The sequence below is a fragment of the Sphingomonas abaci genome, from assembly GCF_014199625.1.
GTDB lineage: Bacteria > Pseudomonadota > Alphaproteobacteria > Sphingomonadales > Sphingomonadaceae > Sphingomonas > Sphingomonas abaci.
In genome coordinates this window covers 121,090-138,306 of sequence record NZ_JACHNY010000007.1, presented here as the reverse complement: position 1 = coordinate 138,306, position 17,217 = coordinate 121,090, and the positions used below count along the sequence as shown (strand labels likewise).

At 70.8% G+C, this 17,217-nt stretch carries 13 protein-coding genes and 1 other annotated feature; of the genes, 6 read left to right on the top strand and 7 right to left on the bottom strand.

Translation table 11 applies throughout. From position 1 onward, the window contains the following. Positions 1–17 precede the first annotated feature (17 nt). A complete protein-coding gene (ubiA, locus tag GGQ96_RS15955) occupies positions 18–926 on the bottom strand; it encodes a 4-hydroxybenzoate octaprenyltransferase (RefSeq protein WP_184116542.1) in 909 nt (302 codons plus the stop codon). A 278-nt stretch (positions 927–1,204) separates the two neighbouring features. On the opposite strand from ubiA, the gene GGQ96_RS15950 reads away from it, so the two are divergent. From GGQ96_RS15950 to GGQ96_RS15935, 4 genes are all read left to right on the top strand, one after another. After that, positions 1,205–1,363, top strand: coding sequence for a hypothetical protein (locus GGQ96_RS15950; RefSeq protein WP_184116541.1), 159 nt, complete (start codon positions 1,205–1,207; stop codon positions 1,361–1,363). Further along, entirely contained in the window at positions 1,363–2,109 is a 747-nt protein-coding gene (locus GGQ96_RS15945) for a 16S rRNA (uracil(1498)-N(3))-methyltransferase (RefSeq protein ID WP_184116540.1), read from the top strand. The genes GGQ96_RS15950 and GGQ96_RS15945 overlap by 1 nt, the downstream gene beginning before the upstream one ends. Positions 2,110–2,191: 82 nt before the next feature. Then, positions 2,192–3,193 (top strand): glycosyltransferase family A protein, encoded by a 1,002-nt coding sequence (locus GGQ96_RS15940; protein ID WP_184116539.1) that lies wholly within the window; start codon positions 2,192–2,194, stop codon positions 3,191–3,193. 85 nt (positions 3,194–3,278) lie between these two features. Next, positions 3,279–4,652 carry a glutamate--cysteine ligase gene (locus GGQ96_RS15935; protein WP_184116538.1) on the top strand — a complete coding sequence of 458 codons (1,374 nt, stop codon included), beginning with the start codon at positions 3,279–3,281 and terminating at the stop codon, positions 4,650–4,652. Between the two features lie 18 nt (positions 4,653–4,670). Here GGQ96_RS15935 and GGQ96_RS15930 read toward each other — a convergent pair whose 3' ends face one another. Together GGQ96_RS15930 and GGQ96_RS15925 are read right to left on the bottom strand one after the other, a co-directional pair. Beyond that, positions 4,671–7,190, bottom strand: a complete 2,520-nt coding sequence (locus GGQ96_RS15930; protein WP_184116537.1) for an MGH1-like glycoside hydrolase domain-containing protein — start codon at positions 7,188–7,190, stop codon at positions 4,671–4,673. Positions 7,191–7,268: 78 nt separating this feature from the next. Next, positions 7,269–8,762, bottom strand: a complete 1,494-nt coding sequence (locus tag GGQ96_RS15925) for a SulP family inorganic anion transporter (protein WP_184116536.1) — start codon at positions 8,760–8,762, stop codon at positions 7,269–7,271. A gap of 68 nt (positions 8,763–8,830) precedes the next feature. Beyond that, positions 8,831–8,886 (bottom strand) — a sequence feature (sul1 is cis-regulatory element that is thought to sense ions involved in sulfur or methionine metabolism; They are found in Alphaproteobacteria). A gap of 268 nt (positions 8,887–9,154) precedes the next feature. Here GGQ96_RS15925 and GGQ96_RS15920 point away from each other — a divergent pair. Then, positions 9,155–10,960, top strand: a complete 1,806-nt coding sequence (locus GGQ96_RS15920) for a DUF885 family protein (protein WP_184116611.1) — start codon at positions 9,155–9,157, stop codon at positions 10,958–10,960. A gap of 281 nt (positions 10,961–11,241) precedes the next feature. Continuing rightward, complete coding sequence (locus tag GGQ96_RS15915; protein WP_246360671.1) at positions 11,242–12,855, top strand: hypothetical protein; 1,614 nt, start codon at positions 11,242–11,244, stop codon at positions 12,853–12,855. Between the two features lie 12 nt (positions 12,856–12,867). Here GGQ96_RS15915 and GGQ96_RS15910 read toward each other — a convergent pair whose 3' ends face one another. From GGQ96_RS15910 to GGQ96_RS15895, 4 genes are read right to left on the bottom strand one after another with little or no spacing between them, the layout of a single operon-like run. Next, positions 12,868–13,998 (bottom strand): GNAT family N-acetyltransferase, encoded by a 1,131-nt coding sequence (locus GGQ96_RS15910; protein ID WP_184116535.1) that lies wholly within the window; start codon positions 13,996–13,998, stop codon positions 12,868–12,870. A gap of 26 nt (positions 13,999–14,024) precedes the next feature. Continuing rightward, the gene (locus GGQ96_RS15905) at positions 14,025–14,510 is read right to left on the bottom strand and encodes a RidA family protein (protein WP_184116534.1); all 486 of its coding nucleotides are present in this window, start codon (positions 14,508–14,510) and stop codon (positions 14,025–14,027) included. 41 nt (positions 14,511–14,551) lie between these two features. After that, positions 14,552–16,960: a ligase-associated DNA damage response DEXH box helicase gene (locus GGQ96_RS15900; protein WP_184116610.1), complete on the bottom strand. Its 2,409-nt coding sequence runs from the start codon at positions 16,958–16,960 to the stop codon at positions 14,552–14,554. Continuing rightward, positions 16,957–17,148, bottom strand: a complete 192-nt coding sequence (locus GGQ96_RS15895; RefSeq protein ID WP_184116533.1) for a hypothetical protein — start codon at positions 17,146–17,148, stop codon at positions 16,957–16,959. Before GGQ96_RS15895 ends, GGQ96_RS15900 begins: the two co-directional genes overlap by 4 nt. Positions 17,149–17,217 lie beyond the last annotated feature (69 nt).

Sequence of the window (17,217 nt, the reverse complement as noted above, 5' to 3'; positions counted from 1 at the left end):
GCCTTCCCTCGCGCAACCTAACGGCTGAGGCCGACGACCAGAAAGGCGAGGAACAGCAGCAGGCCGGCGAAGCGGTTGCTGCGGAACCGGGCCAGCGCCCCGGCGCCGTCGTCGGGCCGGAGCGTCGCGACCTGCCAGCCGAGATGGACCGCCGCCGGGACCAGCGCGGCGACCGCCAGCGGGTCGGGCCGCACGCTCCAGATCGCCAGCCCCCAGGCGAGGAGCGCGCCGGCATAGAAGCCCGCGACGCCGCCGCGCACCCGGCGGCCCATCCGGAGCGCGGAGGAACGGACCCCGATCAGCGCGTCGTCCTCCCGGTCCTGCAAGGCATAGATGGTGTCGTAGCCGATCACCCACAGGATCGCGCCCAGGTAGAGCCACCAGACGGGCGCGGACAGGTCGCCCGCCGTCTCGCTCCACCCGACCAGCGCCGCCCAGGAGAAGACCAGCCCCAGCCAGGCCTGCGGCCACCAGGTGATCCGCTTCATGAACGGATAGGCCGCCACCGGCGCCAGGCTGGCGAGCGCGACGGCGGCGGCGAGCGGGCGGAGCTGCACCAGCACCACCAGCCCGACCAGGCTGAGCGCGACCAGCCACAGCCAGGCGGTGCGCAGCGAGACGAGGCCGCTGGGGATGGGACGCAGCGCGGTGCGCGCGACGCGCGCGTCCAGGTCGCGGTCGACGATGTCGTTATAGACGCAGCCCGCGCCGCGCATCGCGATCGATCCGACCAGGATCCACAGGATCAGCGGCCAGCGCGTCGCCGCCCCGCCGGCGAGCGCCACGCCCCAGGCGCCGGGCCAGAACAGCAGCCACCAGCCGATCGGCCGGTCGAACCGGGCGAGCAGCGCCAGCCCGCGCAGGGTCGCAGGGAGGCGCGCGACGAGCCCGCGATGCTCGCTGTCGGGAACGATGCCGATGGTCATCGCCCGGCCTTATCGCAGGCGGGCGGCGGCGTCACCTCGGAGGTGGGGGATGGTCAGGCGAAGACGCCAGGCCCCGATGCGGGCGGAAGGGGGCCTCCGCGACGCGCAACGGCCTGCCGCCGCGGACGCAGGAGCCGGGGATGGCGCGAACCGCCAAGGCGTTGGTCTGCTTGGTCCCGGGCTCTCGCCTGTGCGGCAGCACGAGCGCCCAGGGCTGATTTGCCGCTCCCCCGATCAGCCGCTATCCCGGCGGGCATCATGCCTCGGCGCGCATCCTCTTGATCGGCCTCTCGGTCGCGGTCGGGCGCTTCGTCGAGGCGCTGTTCTGGGCGATCTTCCGCGTCGCCGGGGCGGTGGCGGGCGCGGCGATCCTGGCGGTCGTGGCGTCGGCGGCGCTCTGGTGGATCGGTCGCCGCCTGCTCCGCCGGAGACGCTGATGCCCGCCACCCCCGCCTGGCCCCCCCAATCGACGCCGCGGCTGTTCGTCGACGAGGAACTCGCCGCCGGCCCACGCCGGCTCGACGGACCGGCGGCGCATTACCTGCTGTCGGTGATGCGGCTGAAGCCGGGCGCGCCGGTCAAGCTGTTCGACGACCGCACCGGCGAATGGCTCGCCACCGTGGCGGCGGCCGGCAAGCGCGACGTCACGCTCTCCGTCGACACGTTGCTCCGCCCGCGCGAGCCGGTGCCCGACCTGTGGCTGTGCGCCGCGCCGCTGAAGAAGGGGCGGGTCGACTGGATGGCGGAGAAGGCGTGCGAGCTGGGCGTCGCCCGGCTGGTCCCGGTCGTCACCCGGCGCACCGTGGTCGACAAGCCCAATGGCGAGCGGCTGCGCGCGCATCTGGTCGAGGCGGCGGAGCAGTGCGACCGCACCGCGCTGCCCCAACTCGCCGAACCCATGAAGCTGCCGGCGCTCCTGCGCGACTGGCCGGCGGAGCGCGCGCTGTTCTTCGCCGACGAGACGGGGGGCGAGCCGGCGTTCGACGCGATGGCGGCCCGGCCCGGCCCGGCGGCGATCCTGATCGGGCCGGAGGGCGGCTTCGACGCCGAGGAGCGCGCGTCGATACGGGCGCATCCGGCGGCGGTCGGCGTCGCGCTCGGCCCCCGCATCCTGCGCGCCGACACGGCGGCGGCGGCGGCGGTGGCGCTGTGGATGGCGGCGGCGGGCGACTGGCGCGCATGATCCCCGATCGTTCACCGGTGCTTGCACGGCGCGGCCGCACCGGGCAGACACCCCCGCAACGGGAACGGGCAGGACGACAGACATGACCGCAGCGACGACGAACAGCGGCCCGGCCACGGGCACCGGCACCGGCGAACGGCGCGCGGTGGTCTGCGTGATGGGTGCGGGCTCGCTGCGCTATGCCAAGGCGTGCCTGGCCAGCCTGATCCGCAACGTCGCCGAGCCGATCGAGCTGATCGTCGTCACCGATGGCGACAAGGACGTCGCCGCGATCACCGCCGCGCTCCAGGAGGTCGACGCGCCCCGCCACAGCGACTGGAGCGTCATCGGCAAGGCGGCGGTGGATGCGATCGCCGAGGAACGGCTCGCCGGGCAGCCGGCGGTGCGTCGGTTCCGTAATGGCCATCCCTGCTGGCGCAAGATCACCGATCCCGCGCTGGTCGTGGCCGAGGGCCGGCCGGTCGTCATCATCGATCCCGACGTCTATTTCCCGAACCGCTTCACCTTCGAGCCGGCGCCTGCGCGCGGCGTGCTGCTGATGTGGCAGGGGCCCAACTGCCTGTTGCCGCAGGACGTGGTCGAGACCGCCTTCGACCAGGGCGTGGCGCTGGCCGACCATACCGATATCGGCGTCGCGCAGGTGCGTGGCATCGACTGGGCCTATCTGGAGACGCTGCTGGTCGAGCTGGGCGACGCGGCGCTGCCCGCCTGGTCGATGCATGTCGAGTCGATCGTGTGGGCGGCGCTCGCCATGCAGGAGGGGGGCGGCTATTTCGATCCCACCGCCTGGCATTGCTTCGCCAATAGCGTGTCGGTGCGGCTGCGGCGCAAGATGGGGCGCGACGGCGTGGCGATGCTGCGCGATCTCGACCTGAAATCGGCGAAATGCCTCCATGCCGGCGGCGTCGCCAAGAACTGGCTGGTCGATGCCGAGCGCGCCGGCCTGTTCGACCATCCGGCCGACCTGACCGCGCCGACGCCGGTCCGCCCCTATCAGCCCTTCACCCGCCAGAAGTTCGACCGCAAGTTCCGGCTGCGTGCCGTGGCGGCCAAGCTCGGCCTGTACAAGCTGTTGGCGCAATAGGAAAAATCACCTGCCGGCTGGCGGCTGACCGGGATCGGCGCAATCCCGGCTGGCGTCTGCCCGCGGGCCCGCGTAAGGGCGCGCCATGACCACCAAGACCGCCGACCCCCAGCGCTCGCCGATCATCGAATCGCGCGACCAGTTGATCGCCAGCTTCGCGCGCGGCGAGAAGCCGGCGGAACGCTGGCGGATTGGCACCGAGCACGAGAAGTTCGTCTACCGCACCGCCGACCACGGCGCGCCCGACTATGCGTCGCCCGGCGGCATCCGGGACCTGCTCGCCGACCTGACCCGGCATGGCTGGCAGCCGGTGACCGAGGGCGACACGGTGATCGCGCTCAGCGGCCGCGACGGCAGCGTCAGCCTGGAGCCGGCCGGCCAATTCGAATTGTCGGGCGCGCCGCTCGACAATCTCCACCAGACCTGCGCCGAGACCGGCCGGCACCTGGCCCAGGTCAAGGAAGCGGGCGAGCGACTGGGCTTGGGCTTCCTGGGGCTGGGCATGTGGCCGGACAAGGCGCGCGCCGACCTGCCGGTGATGCCCAAGGGGCGGTACGACATCATGCGCCGGCACATGCCGCGGGTCGGCGACCTGGGCCTCGACATGATGCTGCGCACCTGCACCATCCAGGTCAATCTCGACTATGCGTCGGAAGCGGACATGGCGCAGAAGTTCCGTGTCGGCCTGGCGCTCCAGCCGCTGGCGACCGCGCTGTTCGCCAACTCGCCCTTCACCGAGGGCAAGCCCAACGGCAAGCTGTCGTACCGCAGCCATATCTGGTCGGACACCGATCCGGCGCGCACCGGCATGCTGCCCTTCGTGTTCGAGGACGGCTTCGGCTATGAGCGGTACGCCGACTATATGCTCGATGTGCCGATGTACTTCGTCTATCGCGAGGGTCGCTATATCGACGCCGCCGGCCTGTCGTTCCGCGACTTCCTGAAGGGCGAGCTGTCGGTGCTGCCGGGCGAGAAGCCGACGCTGGACGACTGGACCGACCATCTGTCCACGGCATTCCCCGAGGTGCGGCTCAAGACCTTCCTGGAGATGCGCGGCGCGGACGGGGGGCCGTGGAACCGGATCTGTGCGCTGCCGGCGCTGTGGGTCGGGCTGCTCTACGACCAGGGGGCGCTGGACGCCGCCTGGGACCTGGTCCGGCACTGGACGCTGGACGAGCGCCAGGCGCTGCGCGATGCGGTGCCGACGCTGGCGCTCGACGCACCGCTGCCGGGCGGGGGCAAGCTGCGCGACATCGCCGGCGAGGTGCTCGACATCGCGCATCGCGGGCTGGCCGCGCGCGGCCGTCTGAACGCGGCCGGCGAGAACGAGACCGGCTTCCTCGACCCGCTGCGCGAGATCGTACGCAGCGGCGTCGTGCCGGCGCAGTCGCTGCTCGATCGCTATCATGGCGCCTGGGGCGGCGACGTCTCGCGCGTCTATGCCGAGGAAAGCTTCTGATCGCGCCGAGACGGACGATCACACCGGATCGATCAGCACCGCCGCGATCCGCACGGCGTTGACCGGTCCGTCGGGGCCGCCCTGGCCCTTGTAGGTGGCGTTGGCGGCGAGCGCGCTCATGTTGAGGAAGTCGCCGAGGTCCAGCCGGTAGCGGCCGGCGGGCAGCGTGGCATAGATTCGGGTCGAGGCGCGCAATGGGTGGCTTTCCCCTTGCGCCCGGATGTGCGGCATCTGGACGATCCCGCCCGTGCTGCCCCTGGGGCCGGTCAGGGTCAGCCGCTTCACGCCATTGGTGATGCCGGTGTTGAGCGGCCCGACATGATTGTCGTAGCGCAGGCTGATCGCATAGGTGCCGGCGCTGGGGATCGTCACATCGGCGATGCTCGCCCGCGCGCCCGTACCCAGTAGCAGCGTCGGCTCCGCCACGCCGTCGATGCCGGCGGGCAGGCGGCGGCCGGTGCCGGACATGCGCGGGTCGTCGATCGCGATGGTCTGCGCCGACGTCGCACGGACGCACGTCGCCGCCGAGGGCTGCGAGGCAAGGCCGCTGCCGGTGAAGGTCGCGACCGCGCTGTAGCAGGTGGTTCGATCGGCATCGCGGCGCCGGTCGGTCCAGGTCGCCGTGCGCAGATGCTGCGCCACCGGCCGGCCGTCGCGCAGCAGCGTGTAGCGGACCGGCGCGGCGGGCGCGGGGCCGCCGATCGCCAGCGTCACGCCGCCCGCTCCGGCGGTGGCGGTCAGGGTCGGCGTCGCGGGCATGAAGGCGCGCGGGTCGTCATGGCTGGTCGCCGGGATCGCCGCCACGCCGGCGACGCGGTCGGCGGAGCGCTGCGGCGTGCCGAACGTCACCGCGATCCGGTTGTCGCCCGGCGTCAGGTCGCGCGCGGTGATCCGGGCGGGGGCGGGGCGGCCGTTGAGCAGCACGCGGGCGACCGGATAGAACCCGCCCGCCGCTGCCTGGGGCGGCAGGTGGAGCGTGATCGCGATCCGGTGGCCCGCATAGTCGAGCCGCGCCAGCGTCGTAGTGTCGCCGGGCCCCAACAACGAGCGCATATGGGTGGTGAGGAACGGCGCGACGCGCACCCCGGCCGCCTCCGGATGCCAGCCGAAGATCGTAGACGCGACCGCGCCGATATAGCCGCCGACCGACCAGAGCTGGCGGCGCGCGTTGATCTCCGGCCCGTCGTCGAAGCGCGAGCGGCCGGTCAGCCATTCGAGATTCTCCATGTTCGACAGGTGCAGCGCCGCGCCGCGCATCAGCGCGTCCAGACTGCGGTCGGCGGCGGCGACATGGCCGGCCCGTGCCGCCGCCGCCAGCGTATAGGCGGTGACGAACGGCCATTGCGCGCGGTTGTGATAGACGAACTGGCCCGGTGCCTGTGGCCAGACCACCGGCGGCCCGAATGGCGCGAAGGGATAGCGCGACAGGATGGTGCGCGCTTGGGGCTCGTCGGCGATGCCCGACAGGATCGCCAGGTCGTTGCCGAGCAGGTCGTATTTGGCGATCCGGTAAGGCGTCACGTCGGCGCTGACATAGGTGGCGAACAGCCCCGCCTGCGCATCCCAGAAGCCGCGCGTGATCGCGCCGCGCAGTGCGCTGGCCCAGCCGTCATAGCGCGCGGCCAGCGCCGGCTGCCCCTGCTCGCCCGCCAGCCGCGCGGTGAGGCGGAGCGCGCGATAGTGGAGGATGTTGGTCGACAGCCCCTTCATCTGCGCCATCGCCGCCAGGTCGTCGAGGATCCACGGCGCGTAGGTCTGGTCGCGCCAGTCGAGGAAGCTGTGCTCGCCGCCATAGAGCCCGTCGCGCGGGTCGTAGGCGGCGACCCGGTCCGCCTCCAGCGTGCCGGTGAGCGCGGTCAGCGCCTGACGCGCGAAGCGGTCGCGGGCCGCGCCGTCGAGATTGGCGAGCGTCCGCTCCGCGCCCAGCGCCCAGGCGGTGCGGTCGCTGCTGATCGGCCAGCTTCCACCCGATCCGGTGTCCTGGACGATCTGGCGCGAACCGGCGGGGATTTCCTGCGGCACCGCGACGCCCGCGCGGATATCGCTGGTCTTGAACATCAGGCTGTCGACCGCACGGGTCGGGTCGATCCCTGCCAGCCCCAGGTCGAGCGCATAGGACAGGTCCCTCGTCCAGACATAATGCCATTGCGATCCGGTCTCGAAACAATGGCAGGCGATCGGGCGGCCGCCATTATAGGCGTCGTCCTTGATCGCCTCGACCGAAGCCTGGCGCGCGTCGTCGATGGCGAGCGCGAACAGCGCGTCGAACCGCGCGCTGCCGCTGGCGACATAGGGGCCGGTCCCCTCGGTCACGGTGCGACGCTGGGGACCGTCGTCGCGCTGGACCTGGCTGGTCGACCAGGTGAAGCGACGCGCGCCCGGCGTGCCGGTGGCGCTGCTCGCCACCGTCTCCGCCGCGCCGCCTTGGTCGGGATAGGGCGGCACCACCGTCACCTGCGCCGCCGCGGCGGTCGCGAGCGCGCCGAGCGACATCGGGCCGAACGCGCGCCATCCAAGGCCGAGGGGCGGAACCTGCATATCACTCTCCCATGGGCGCGTCGTGCCGCCTTCTTCCCGCTGCTCTACCGGTGATCGGGCGCGAAATGCAAAGCGCCTCTATCCGTGCGGCGCCAGGCCCAGTTCGACACCGGTCTTGTCGTGGCGGGCGAAGCGGTCGACCAGATCGGCGCTGGCGGCGTTATAGCCGGTCACCGTCACCTGCCGGCCGTCGCGGCGCAACCGGGCGACGATCGTGTCGAGCGCGCCGACCGCCGAGATGTCCCAGAAATGCGCGCCCGACACGTCGATCGCGACCATGCGCGCCGGCTCGTCGCTGCGAAAGGCGCGGGTGAAGCGGTCGACCGAGGCGAAGAATATCTGTCCGGTGACGCGGTAAGTGGCGGTGTCGCCGTCTTCGCCGCGCTCGACCGCGAACAGGCGGCGGACCTTGCCGGCGAAGAAGAGGCCGGACAGCAGCACGCCGGCCAGCACGCCGCGCGCCAGATCGTGCGTCGCCACCACCACCGCGACGGTCACCAGCATGACGATCGAGGAGGTCGGCGGATGGCGGCGCAGATTGGGGATGGAGTTCCAGCTGAACGTGCCGATCGACACCATGATCATCACCGCGACCAAGGCCGGCATCGGGATTCGCCCGACCACCGGCCCGAGCCCGGTCAGCAGCACCAGCAGCACCGCGCCGGCGGTGAAGGTCGACAGGCGGAAGCGCCCGCCCGAGGTGACGTTGATCACCGACTGGCCGATCATCGCGCAGCCGCCCATGCCGCCGACCAAAGCGGCGGCGATGTTGGCGGTGCCCTGGCCCAGGCATTCCTGCCGCTTGTCGCTGTCCGTGTCGGTCATGTCGTCGACGATCTGCGCGGTCATCAGCGACTCGAGCAGGCCCACCGCCGCCATGGTCAGTGAATAGGGCAGGATGATGCGCAGCGTCTCCCAGGTCAGCGGCACGTCGGGCAGTGCCAGGCTGGGCAGCCCCTCGGGCAGGCGGCCCATGTCGCCGACGGTGCGGACCGGCAGGCCGAACGCGATGCTGACCGCCGCCAGCAGCAGGATCGCGACCAGGGGCGAGGGCGCGAGCGTGGTGACGCGCGGCAGCAGGTAGATGATCGCGAGCCCGGCGGCGACCAGCGCATAGCTGTGCCAGGTCACGCCGGTCAGCTGCGGGACCTGCGCCAGGAAGATGAGGATGGCGAGCGCGTTGACGAAGCCGGTGATGACGGAGCGCGACACGAACTGCATCAAGAGGTCGAGCCGGAGCAGCCCGGCGGCCATCTGGATGACGCCCATCAGGATCGTCGCGGCGAACAGGTAGGACACGCCATGCTCGCGCACCAAAGGCGTGACGACGACCGCCACGGCGGCGGTGGCGGCGGAGATCATGCCGGGGCGGCCGCCGACCAGCGCGATCACCATCGCGATCGCCACCGAGGCATAGAGGCCGACGCGCGGATCGACGCCGGAGATGATCGAGAAGCCGATCGCCTCCGGGATCAGCGCCAGCGCGACGACCAGGCCGGCGAGCAGATCGCGGCGCACGCCGCCCAGGTCGACGAACCACTGGGTCCGGTAACGGGATAGGAAAGAGGTCATGGAGAGAATCCGCAACACGCGCCCGCCGCGCCCCATCGGGGTCGCCGGACATGGAATGGCGCGATTGAGGTTGTCCGGCGGATCGGCGGCCGGAAGAGCCACCCGGATTTGCACCGGGTCCTTGCGAATGGCCGGCCCTGTACAGGAAGCGGGTGGGGTGGGGCAAGCGGGGTGTTGGACGGAGTTATACGCAGCAATCATTCGTTCCCCGGCGAAGGCCGGGGTCCAGTTGGGAGAGCGGATGTAACGGAGCGCTGCACGTCGTCATGGCCGTTCCCCAACTGGGCCCCGGCCTCCGCCGGGGAACAAGAAGACGTCTCCCCCCTAGCGTTCACCCCGATCGCGCCGCTACACCCTTGCGAAATCGACAAGCCATTCAGGGGGATATCATGATCGACCGTCGTCAGTTCCTGGCCACCACCGGCCTTGCCGCGATCGGCAGCGGCCTGATCCCGAACGCGGCGCTCGCCCAGGGCGGCGACGCGGCGCTGAACGCGGAATTCGAGCGCATCTTCCAGGATGCGGTCGCCCACGCGCCGGAAATGGCCACCTCGCTCGGCCTCGACAAGGGTGCGCTCGCGCCGCTGAAGCGCCAGCTCTCGCCGCGCACGCCCGCGCGCCGGGCCGAGGACGTCGCGCGGACCAGGGCGGCGCTGACCCGGCTCGCCGCGTTCGAAGGCCAGGGTCTGTCGCCCGCCGCCAGGCTCAACCTGGAGGTGGTCCGCTATTCGCTCAACACCCAGATCGCCTCGGCCGAGCGGTTCGGCATGGACAGCGCGATCCGCCCCTATCGCCTCTTCCAGCAGGGGGGCGCCTATTTCTCGGTGCCCGACTTCCTCAACACCGCGCACACGATCAACCAGGCGAGCGATGCCGAGGCGTACCTCGCGCGGCTGGAGCAGTTCGCCACCGCGCTCGATCAGGACAGCGCCATGCAGGCGGAGGAGGCGCGGCGCGGGCTGCTCGCCCCCGGCTGGTCGCTCGATCTGACGCTGGGGCAGATGCGGGCGTTGCGCCGTCAGCCGGCCGCGACCGCGAGCATGGTCGAATCGCTCGTCCGCCGCGCCGCCGCCAAGGGCCTGGCGGGCGACTGGCAGGCGCGGGCGAGCGCCATCGTCGCGGACAAGGTCTATCCCGCGCTCGATCGCCAGATCGCACTGGTCGAGACACTGAAGCCGACGACGCGCGCGGGCGACGGCATCTGGCGCATCCCGCAGGGCGATGCGGTCTATGCCATGGCGCTGGCCCAGGCGACCACCACCAGCATGACCCCGGACGAGGTGCACCGGCTGGGCCTGGCGCAGGTGGCGGAGATCAGCGGCCAGCTCGACACGATCCTGAAGGCGCAAGGGTTGCGCGACGGCAGCGTCGGCGAGCGGCTGGCCAGGCTCAACGTCCGCCCGGACCAGCTCTACGCCAATGACGCAGCCGGCCGCGCCGCCCTGCTCGCCGGGCTGAACGACGGGGTGAAGGCGATGTACGCGAAGCTGCCCCGGGCCTTCGCCACCGTGCCGACCCAGCCGCTGGAGATCCGCGCGGTGCCGGTCGAGATCCAGGACGGCGCGGCCAACGGCTATTACAACCGCGCCTCGCTCGACGGGTCGCGGCCGGCCATCTATTTCGTCAACCTGAAGGATGTCGGCGACTGGCCGAAATACACGCTGCCCGCGCTGACCTATCACGAGGGCGTGCCCGGCCATCACCTGCAGATCAGCCTGGCGCAGGAATCGCGCGACATCCCGACCTTGCGCAAGATCGGCTTCTTCTCCGCCTATTCGGAGGGCTGGGCGCTCTATGCCGAGCAGCTCGCCGAGGAGCTGGGCGCCTATGCCACGCCGCTGGAGCGGGCGGGCTATCTGCAATCCTTCCTGTTCCGCGCCGCGCGGCTGGTGGTCGATACCGGCATCCACGCCAAGCGCTGGAGCCGCGAGCAGGCGACCGATTACATGGTCGCGACCACCGGCTTCGCCCGGCCCCGCACGCTGCGCGAGGTGGAGCGCTATTGCACCCAGGCCGGGCAGGCGTGCAGCTACAAGGTCGGCCACATGGCCTGGACCCGTGCCCGCGCCAGGGCGGAGGCTTCGCTCGGCGACCGGTTCGACCTGAAGCAGTTCCACGAGGTGCTGAAGGAAGGCGCGATGCCGCTGACCATCCTGGAACGTCGCATCGACGAACGCATCGCCGCGCAGCGGGGGTGAGGTCCATGCGTCTGCGCTGTTCCGCCGTTCCGGTTCGAGCGGAGCCTACACCCCTTGCGGATGATCCCGGCGGAGGCCGGGATCCAGTTGGGGGACGCCTGCACGTTATTCGAAACGTTCCGTAACTGGACCCCGGCCTCCGCCGGGGTGGTGGGCTGGGTTGGGCGAGCCAGCGATTCTTGCAGAGGCGCGTCGTTCATGCGCTTGAATCATTTCGCCACATCAAAGGGCCGCCCCCGACCGGTTGCCTGATCGCACCCACGCCCGTAATGCTGACCTTCATGTCGGGGGAAAAGCTGAACTGGTGGCAGACGCGGTGGTTCGTGCTGGCGATGGCGATCGCGGCGACGATCCCCTTGTGGTGGCCGACCATCCCGCCGCTGGTCGATCTGCCCGGGCATATGGGGCGCTACCGCGTCCAGCTCGCCATGGCGGACAATCCGTGGCTGAACCAATGGTATGATTTCCGCTGGTCGCTGATCGGCAATCTGGGCATCGACCTGCTCATCATCCCGCTGGCCCCCCTGATGGGGCTGGAGCCGGCGGTGAAGCTGATCGTGATGGCGATCCCCTTCCTGATCGTCACCGGCCTGCTCTGGATCGCGCGCGAGGTGCATGGCCGCATCCCCGCCACCGCGCTGTTCGCGCTGCCGCTGGCCTATTGCTATCCGATCCAGTTCGGCTTCGTGAACTTCGCGCTGTCGATGGCGATCGCGCTCAACCTGTTCGCCTGGTGGCTGCGGCTGGCGCGGCAGGGGCGGCTGATGGTGCGCGCGATCCTGTTCGTGCCGCTCAGTTGCGCGCTGTGGGTCTGCCATACCTATGGCTGGGGCGTGCTGGGCGTGCTGGCCTTCTCGGCGGAGATGATCCGCCAGCACGACCTGCGCAAGGACGGGCGGGGTGGCCATTGGCTGGAAAGCTGGATCCGCGCCGGCCTGGGCTGCGTACCGCTGGCGTTGCCGCTGGTCATGATGGTGGTGTGGCGCTCGGGCGACCATGTCACCGGCGTCACCGCCGATTATTTCAATTGGCGCGCCAAGATCCAGTGGATGATGATGGTGCTGCGCGATCGCTGGCTGGCGTGGGACATCGCCTCCACCGCCGTGCTGTTGGTCGTCCTGCTCAAGGGGGTGCGCGACGACCGCATCGAATATTCGCGCAATCTGGGCCTGTCGGCGCTGTTCCTGTTCCTGGTCTATCTGCTGCTGCCGCGCATCGTGTTCGGCTCGGCCTATGCGGACATGCGGCTTGCCCCGTTCGTGCTGGCGATCCTGCTGATCGCGCTTCGGCCCAGGCGGGGCAGCCAGCCGCGCGACGCGGCGATGCTGGCGATGATTGGCCTGGTCTTCTACGCAGCGCGGCTGGTCGGCACGACGTGGAGCTTCGCGCTCTACGCCCAGGCCTATGACCGCACGCTGGCGGTGGTGGACGTGCTGCCGCCGCGCGCGCGCGTGGTCAGCTTCATCGGGCGGCATTGCTACGACGACTGGGCCTATACCCGGCTGGAGCATGTCCCCGGCCTGCTCCTGGAGCGCCGCCTGGCCTATGCCAACGACCAATGGTCGATGGCGGGGGCGCAGCAGCTCACCACCCGCTATGCCGCCGCGCGCGGCTTCGCGCATGATCCGTCGCAGATCGTCACCGATCGCTATTGCCGGGGCGAATGGTGGCGGCCGCTGGGCTATGCGCTTCAGCTCTTCCCCCGCGACGCGTTCGACTATGTCTATCTGATCAGCCCGCCGGCCTTCGACCACAAGCAGCTCAAGGGCCTGACGCTGATCTGGCAGAACGGCACCAACTATCTCTACCGGGTCGACGACCGCACCCAGCCGCCACCCCCGCCGCCGCTGATCAAGCGTCGGCCGAAGCCCCAATCCCAGCCCGCCGCCAAATAGCGACGGATGGCCCTAACCCCGCTTGAACGGGGTCAGCGTCTCCAGATAGTCGGCATCAGCCGCAACGCCCTCGCGCTCGCGCGCCAGGAACGCGGCGACCGCGCGGCGGAAGTCGGGGTGGGGGATGTAATGCGCCGACCAGGTCGGCACCGGCGCATAGCCGCGCGCCAGCTTGTGCTCGCCCTGCGCGCCCGCCTCGACCCGCTGGAGGCCGCGCGCGATCGCCGCTTCGATCGCCTGATAGTAGCAGAGTTCGAAATGGAGGAACGGTACCTCCTCGGTGCAGCCCCAATAGCGGCCATACAGCGCATCGTCGCCGACCAGGTTGAGCGCCCCCGCGATCGGCACCCCGTCGCGTTCCGCCAGGATCAGCAGCACCCGGTCGCCCAACGTCTCGCCGAGGAGCGGGAAGGTCGCGCGGGTCAGATAGGGCGTTCCCCATTTGCGGCTGCCGGTATCCTGGTAGAAGGTCCAGAAGGCGTCCCAATGTTCGGGCCGGATCGCGTCGCCCGAAAGATGGCGGATCGCCAGTCCCTCCACCGCCGCCGCGCGCTCCTTGCGGATCGCCTTGCGCTTGCGGCTGGCGAGGTCGTCCAGGAAGCCGTCGAAATCGGCATAGCCGCGGTTGGTCCAGTGGAACTGCACGCCCTGCCGGATCAGCCAGCCGGCGGCCTCGAACACCGGCACCTCCCCGGCCTCGATGAAGGTGGCGTGGGCGGACGACAGGTCGTTCTGGTCGACCACCGCCTGCACCGCGCCGATCAGGGCCGGCGCGAGGGCCGGATCGCGCAGCAGCAGCCGGGGGCCGGGCACCGGGCTGAACGGCGAGGCGATCTGGAGCTTGGGGTAGTAATCGCCGCCGGCCCGTTCCCAGGCATCGGCCCAGCCATGGTCGAACACATATTCGCCCTGGCTGTGCGCCTTGATATAGGCCGGCGCGATGGCGGCGGGGCGGCCGTCATCGCCATCGACGACGATCGGCAGGGGTTGCCAGCCGCTGCGCCCGCCGACCGCGCCGGACTCCTCCAGCGCGGCGAGGAATCCATGGCCGACGAACGGATTGCCGCTGCCGGCGCAGGCGTCCCAATCGGCGGCGGCGATCTGGCGGACGCCGTCGGCCAGGCGGGCGGTGATGCTGGTCATCGCCGCCTGATTTAGGGTGCGCAGGCTCAGGCCGGAAGGGGCAGCGCCTCGCCGATCTGGACGATCGCGTCGACCTCGACCGCCGCGCCCAGCGGCAGCACCGGCACGCCGACCGCCGAGCGGGCGTGGCGGCCATCGTCGCCGAACAGCGCGACCATCAGCTCCGACGCGCCATTGGCGACCTTGGGCTGGTCGGTGAAGTCGCCGGTCGAATTGACGAACACGCCGAGCTTGACGATGCGCGCGACGCGCGACAGGTCACCGTTCAGATATTTCCGGAGCTGGGCGACGATCATCAGGCCGCACGCCTGCGCCGCCGCCTGGCCATCCTCCAGCGAGACGGTGTCGCCCAGCCGGCCGGTGACGAGCTGGCCGTCGCGGAACGGCAGCTGGCCGGAGACATGGAGCAACCCGCCCGCCTCGACGACGGGGACATAGGCGGCGACGGGTGCGGCGGCCTCGGGCAGGGCGAGGCCGAGCTCTTCGAGCGTGCGTGCGATATGGTCGGTCATGGCCGGGAGGTGCCTCCCCCTACGCGACCGGTCAAGCCCTCTCACGCCGCCGCCATCGCCTCGGCGGCCAGCGCCTCCGCCTCGATCAGCAGCGCGTCGTCGCCGGCATTGGTCGACACCCGCTCGCGCCCGATCAGCACCAGCACCGGCACCGCCAGCGGCGATACCCGCTCCAGGTCGACATGCACCATCGTCTCCGCCGCCCGGTCGAGCAGATGGGCGAGCCGGCCGACATCGGTCATCCGCGCGCGCGCATCGTCCCAGGCGGCCTGGAGCAGCAGGTGGGTCGGCTCGTACTTGCGCAAGACGTCGTAGATCAGGTCGGTCGAGAAGGTCACCTGGCGGCCGGTCTTGCGCTTGCCGGGATGCTGGCGGTCGACGAGGCCGCCGATCACCGCCACCTCGCGGAACGCGCGCTTGAGCAGGTGCGACTGCTGCACCCAGTCGACGAACTCGTCCTCCAGGATGTCGGCGGAGAACAGGGCGGCGGGATCCTCGATCTTCTCCAGCCCGTAACAGGCCAGCGCATAGTCGTTGGCGACGAAGCCCAGGGGCTTCAGCCCGCGCGCCTCCATCCGCTTGGTGACGAGCATCCCCAGCGACTGGTGCGCGTTCCAGCCCTCGAAGCTGTAGGCGACCATGTAGTGCCGGCCCTCGCGCGGGAAGGTCTCGACCAGCAGCTGACCCGGCGCGGGCAGGGTCGAGCGGCGCGCCTGCATCGCCAGCCAGTCGCGCACGTCGTCGGGGAAGCGGTGCCATTCGCCGGGATCGGCCAGGAAGCGGCGCACCCGGTCGGCGAGATTGGTCGACAGCGGCATCCGGCTGCCGCCATAGCTGGGGATGCGCGCCGGGCGGCTGGTGGCGCGGACGATCACATCCTCGGTGTCGATCGTCTCCACCTCCAGGCTGAGCCCGGCGAAGAAGAAGGTGTCGCCATGGCTGAGCGTCGCGGCGAAACCCTCCTCGACCTTGCCGAGCTGGCGGCCGTTGCGGAAGCGGACGGTCAGCATCGTCGCCTCGACGATGATGCCCGCATTGAGCCGGTGTTGCGCGACGAACTTCGGATGAGCGACGCGCCACGTCCCGTCCGGCTCCTGCACCAGCCGCTTGAACCGGTCATAGGCGCGCAGCGAATAGCCGCCGTCGCGGATGAAGCCCAGCACGCGGTCGAATGTCTCGTCGGTCAGTGCCGAATAGGGAAGGGCGGAGCGGACCTCGTCCAGCATCTCGTCCTGCCGGAACGGTCCGGCGCAGGCGCAGGCCATGACATGCTGCGCCAGTACGTCGAGCGCGCCGGGGCGGAACAGGTCGGGGTCCAGCTCGCCCGCCTCGACCGCGTCGAGCGCGGCGCGCGCCTCCAGATATTCGAAGCGGTTGCCGGGGACCAGGATCGCCTCGCTCGCCTCGTCCAGCCGGTGGTTGGCGCGGCCGATGCGTTGCAGCAGCCGCGACGATCCCTTGGGCGCGCCCATCTGGATCACGCAGTCGACATCGCCCCAGTCGACGCCGAGGTCGAGGCTGGCGGTGGCGACCAGCGCGCGCAGCCGCCCGGAGGCCATCGCCGCCTCCACCTTGCGCCGCGCCTCCAGCGCCAGGCTGCCGTGATGGACGCCGATCGGCAGGCCGTGCTCGTTGGCCTTCCACAGGTCCTGGAAGATCAGCTCCGCGAGACTGCGCGTGTTGCAGAAGACGATCGAGGTCCGGTGCGCCGCGATCTCGCCCATCACCTGCTCGGCGGCATAGCGGCCCGAATGGCCGGCCCAGGGCACCCGGTCCTGCGGCAGCAGGATGTCGATGCGCGGGGCGGCGCCCGGCTCGCCGCGGACCAGCGACACCGCGTCGATGTCGCCGTCCGGCGCCAGCCAGGCGCGATAGCCGTCGGGGTCCGCCACCGTCGCCGACAGCGCGACGCGGCGCAGGCCGGGCGCGATCCGCTGCAACCGCGCCATCGCCAGCGCCAGCAGGTCGCCGCGCTTGCCGGTGGCGAAGGCATGGACCTCGTCGATCACGATCGTGCGCAGGCCCGCGAACATCGTCGCGCTGTCGGGATAGCTGAGCAGCAGCGACAGGCTCTCGGGCGTGGTCAGCAGGATGTGCGGCGGCTTGACCCGCTGTCGCGCCTTGCGGTCGGAGGGGGTGTCACCGGTGCGCGTCTCGACCCGGATATCGAGGCCCATCTCGTCGATCGGGTTGACCAGGTTGCGCTGGATATCGACCGCCAGCGCCTTGAGCGGCGAGACGTAGAGCGTGTGCAGGCCGTCGCGCGGGGCCTCGATCAGCTCGGCGAGCGTCGGCAGAAAGCCGGCGAGCGTCTTGCCCGCGCCGGTGGTCGCGACCAGCAGCGCGTGTCGGCCGGCCCGCGCCTCGGCCAGCATGTCGCGCTGGTGGCGCCGGGGTTGCCAGCCGCGGGCCGAGAACCAGCCGGTCAGGGCGTCGGGCAGATCAGTCAGCGGCGGGGTGTCTCGTCCTTGTGGTACAGATCGCGCGTCGCCTGTTCGCTGCGCCGCTCCTGCTCGGGCGGGATCGCCTTGTTCTTGGCGCGCGCCCACAGGATCACGCCGAAGAGCACGAACGCGCCGACGAACACCACGATCACCCACAGGCTGCCCGTCAGCCAGTTGCTCTCCACCTGTCCCATCGCCCATCCTCCGAATGTCGTATCGCCTGAACCCGGCGGCAATGGGTTTCGATCCGGGGCGGAGGCTTT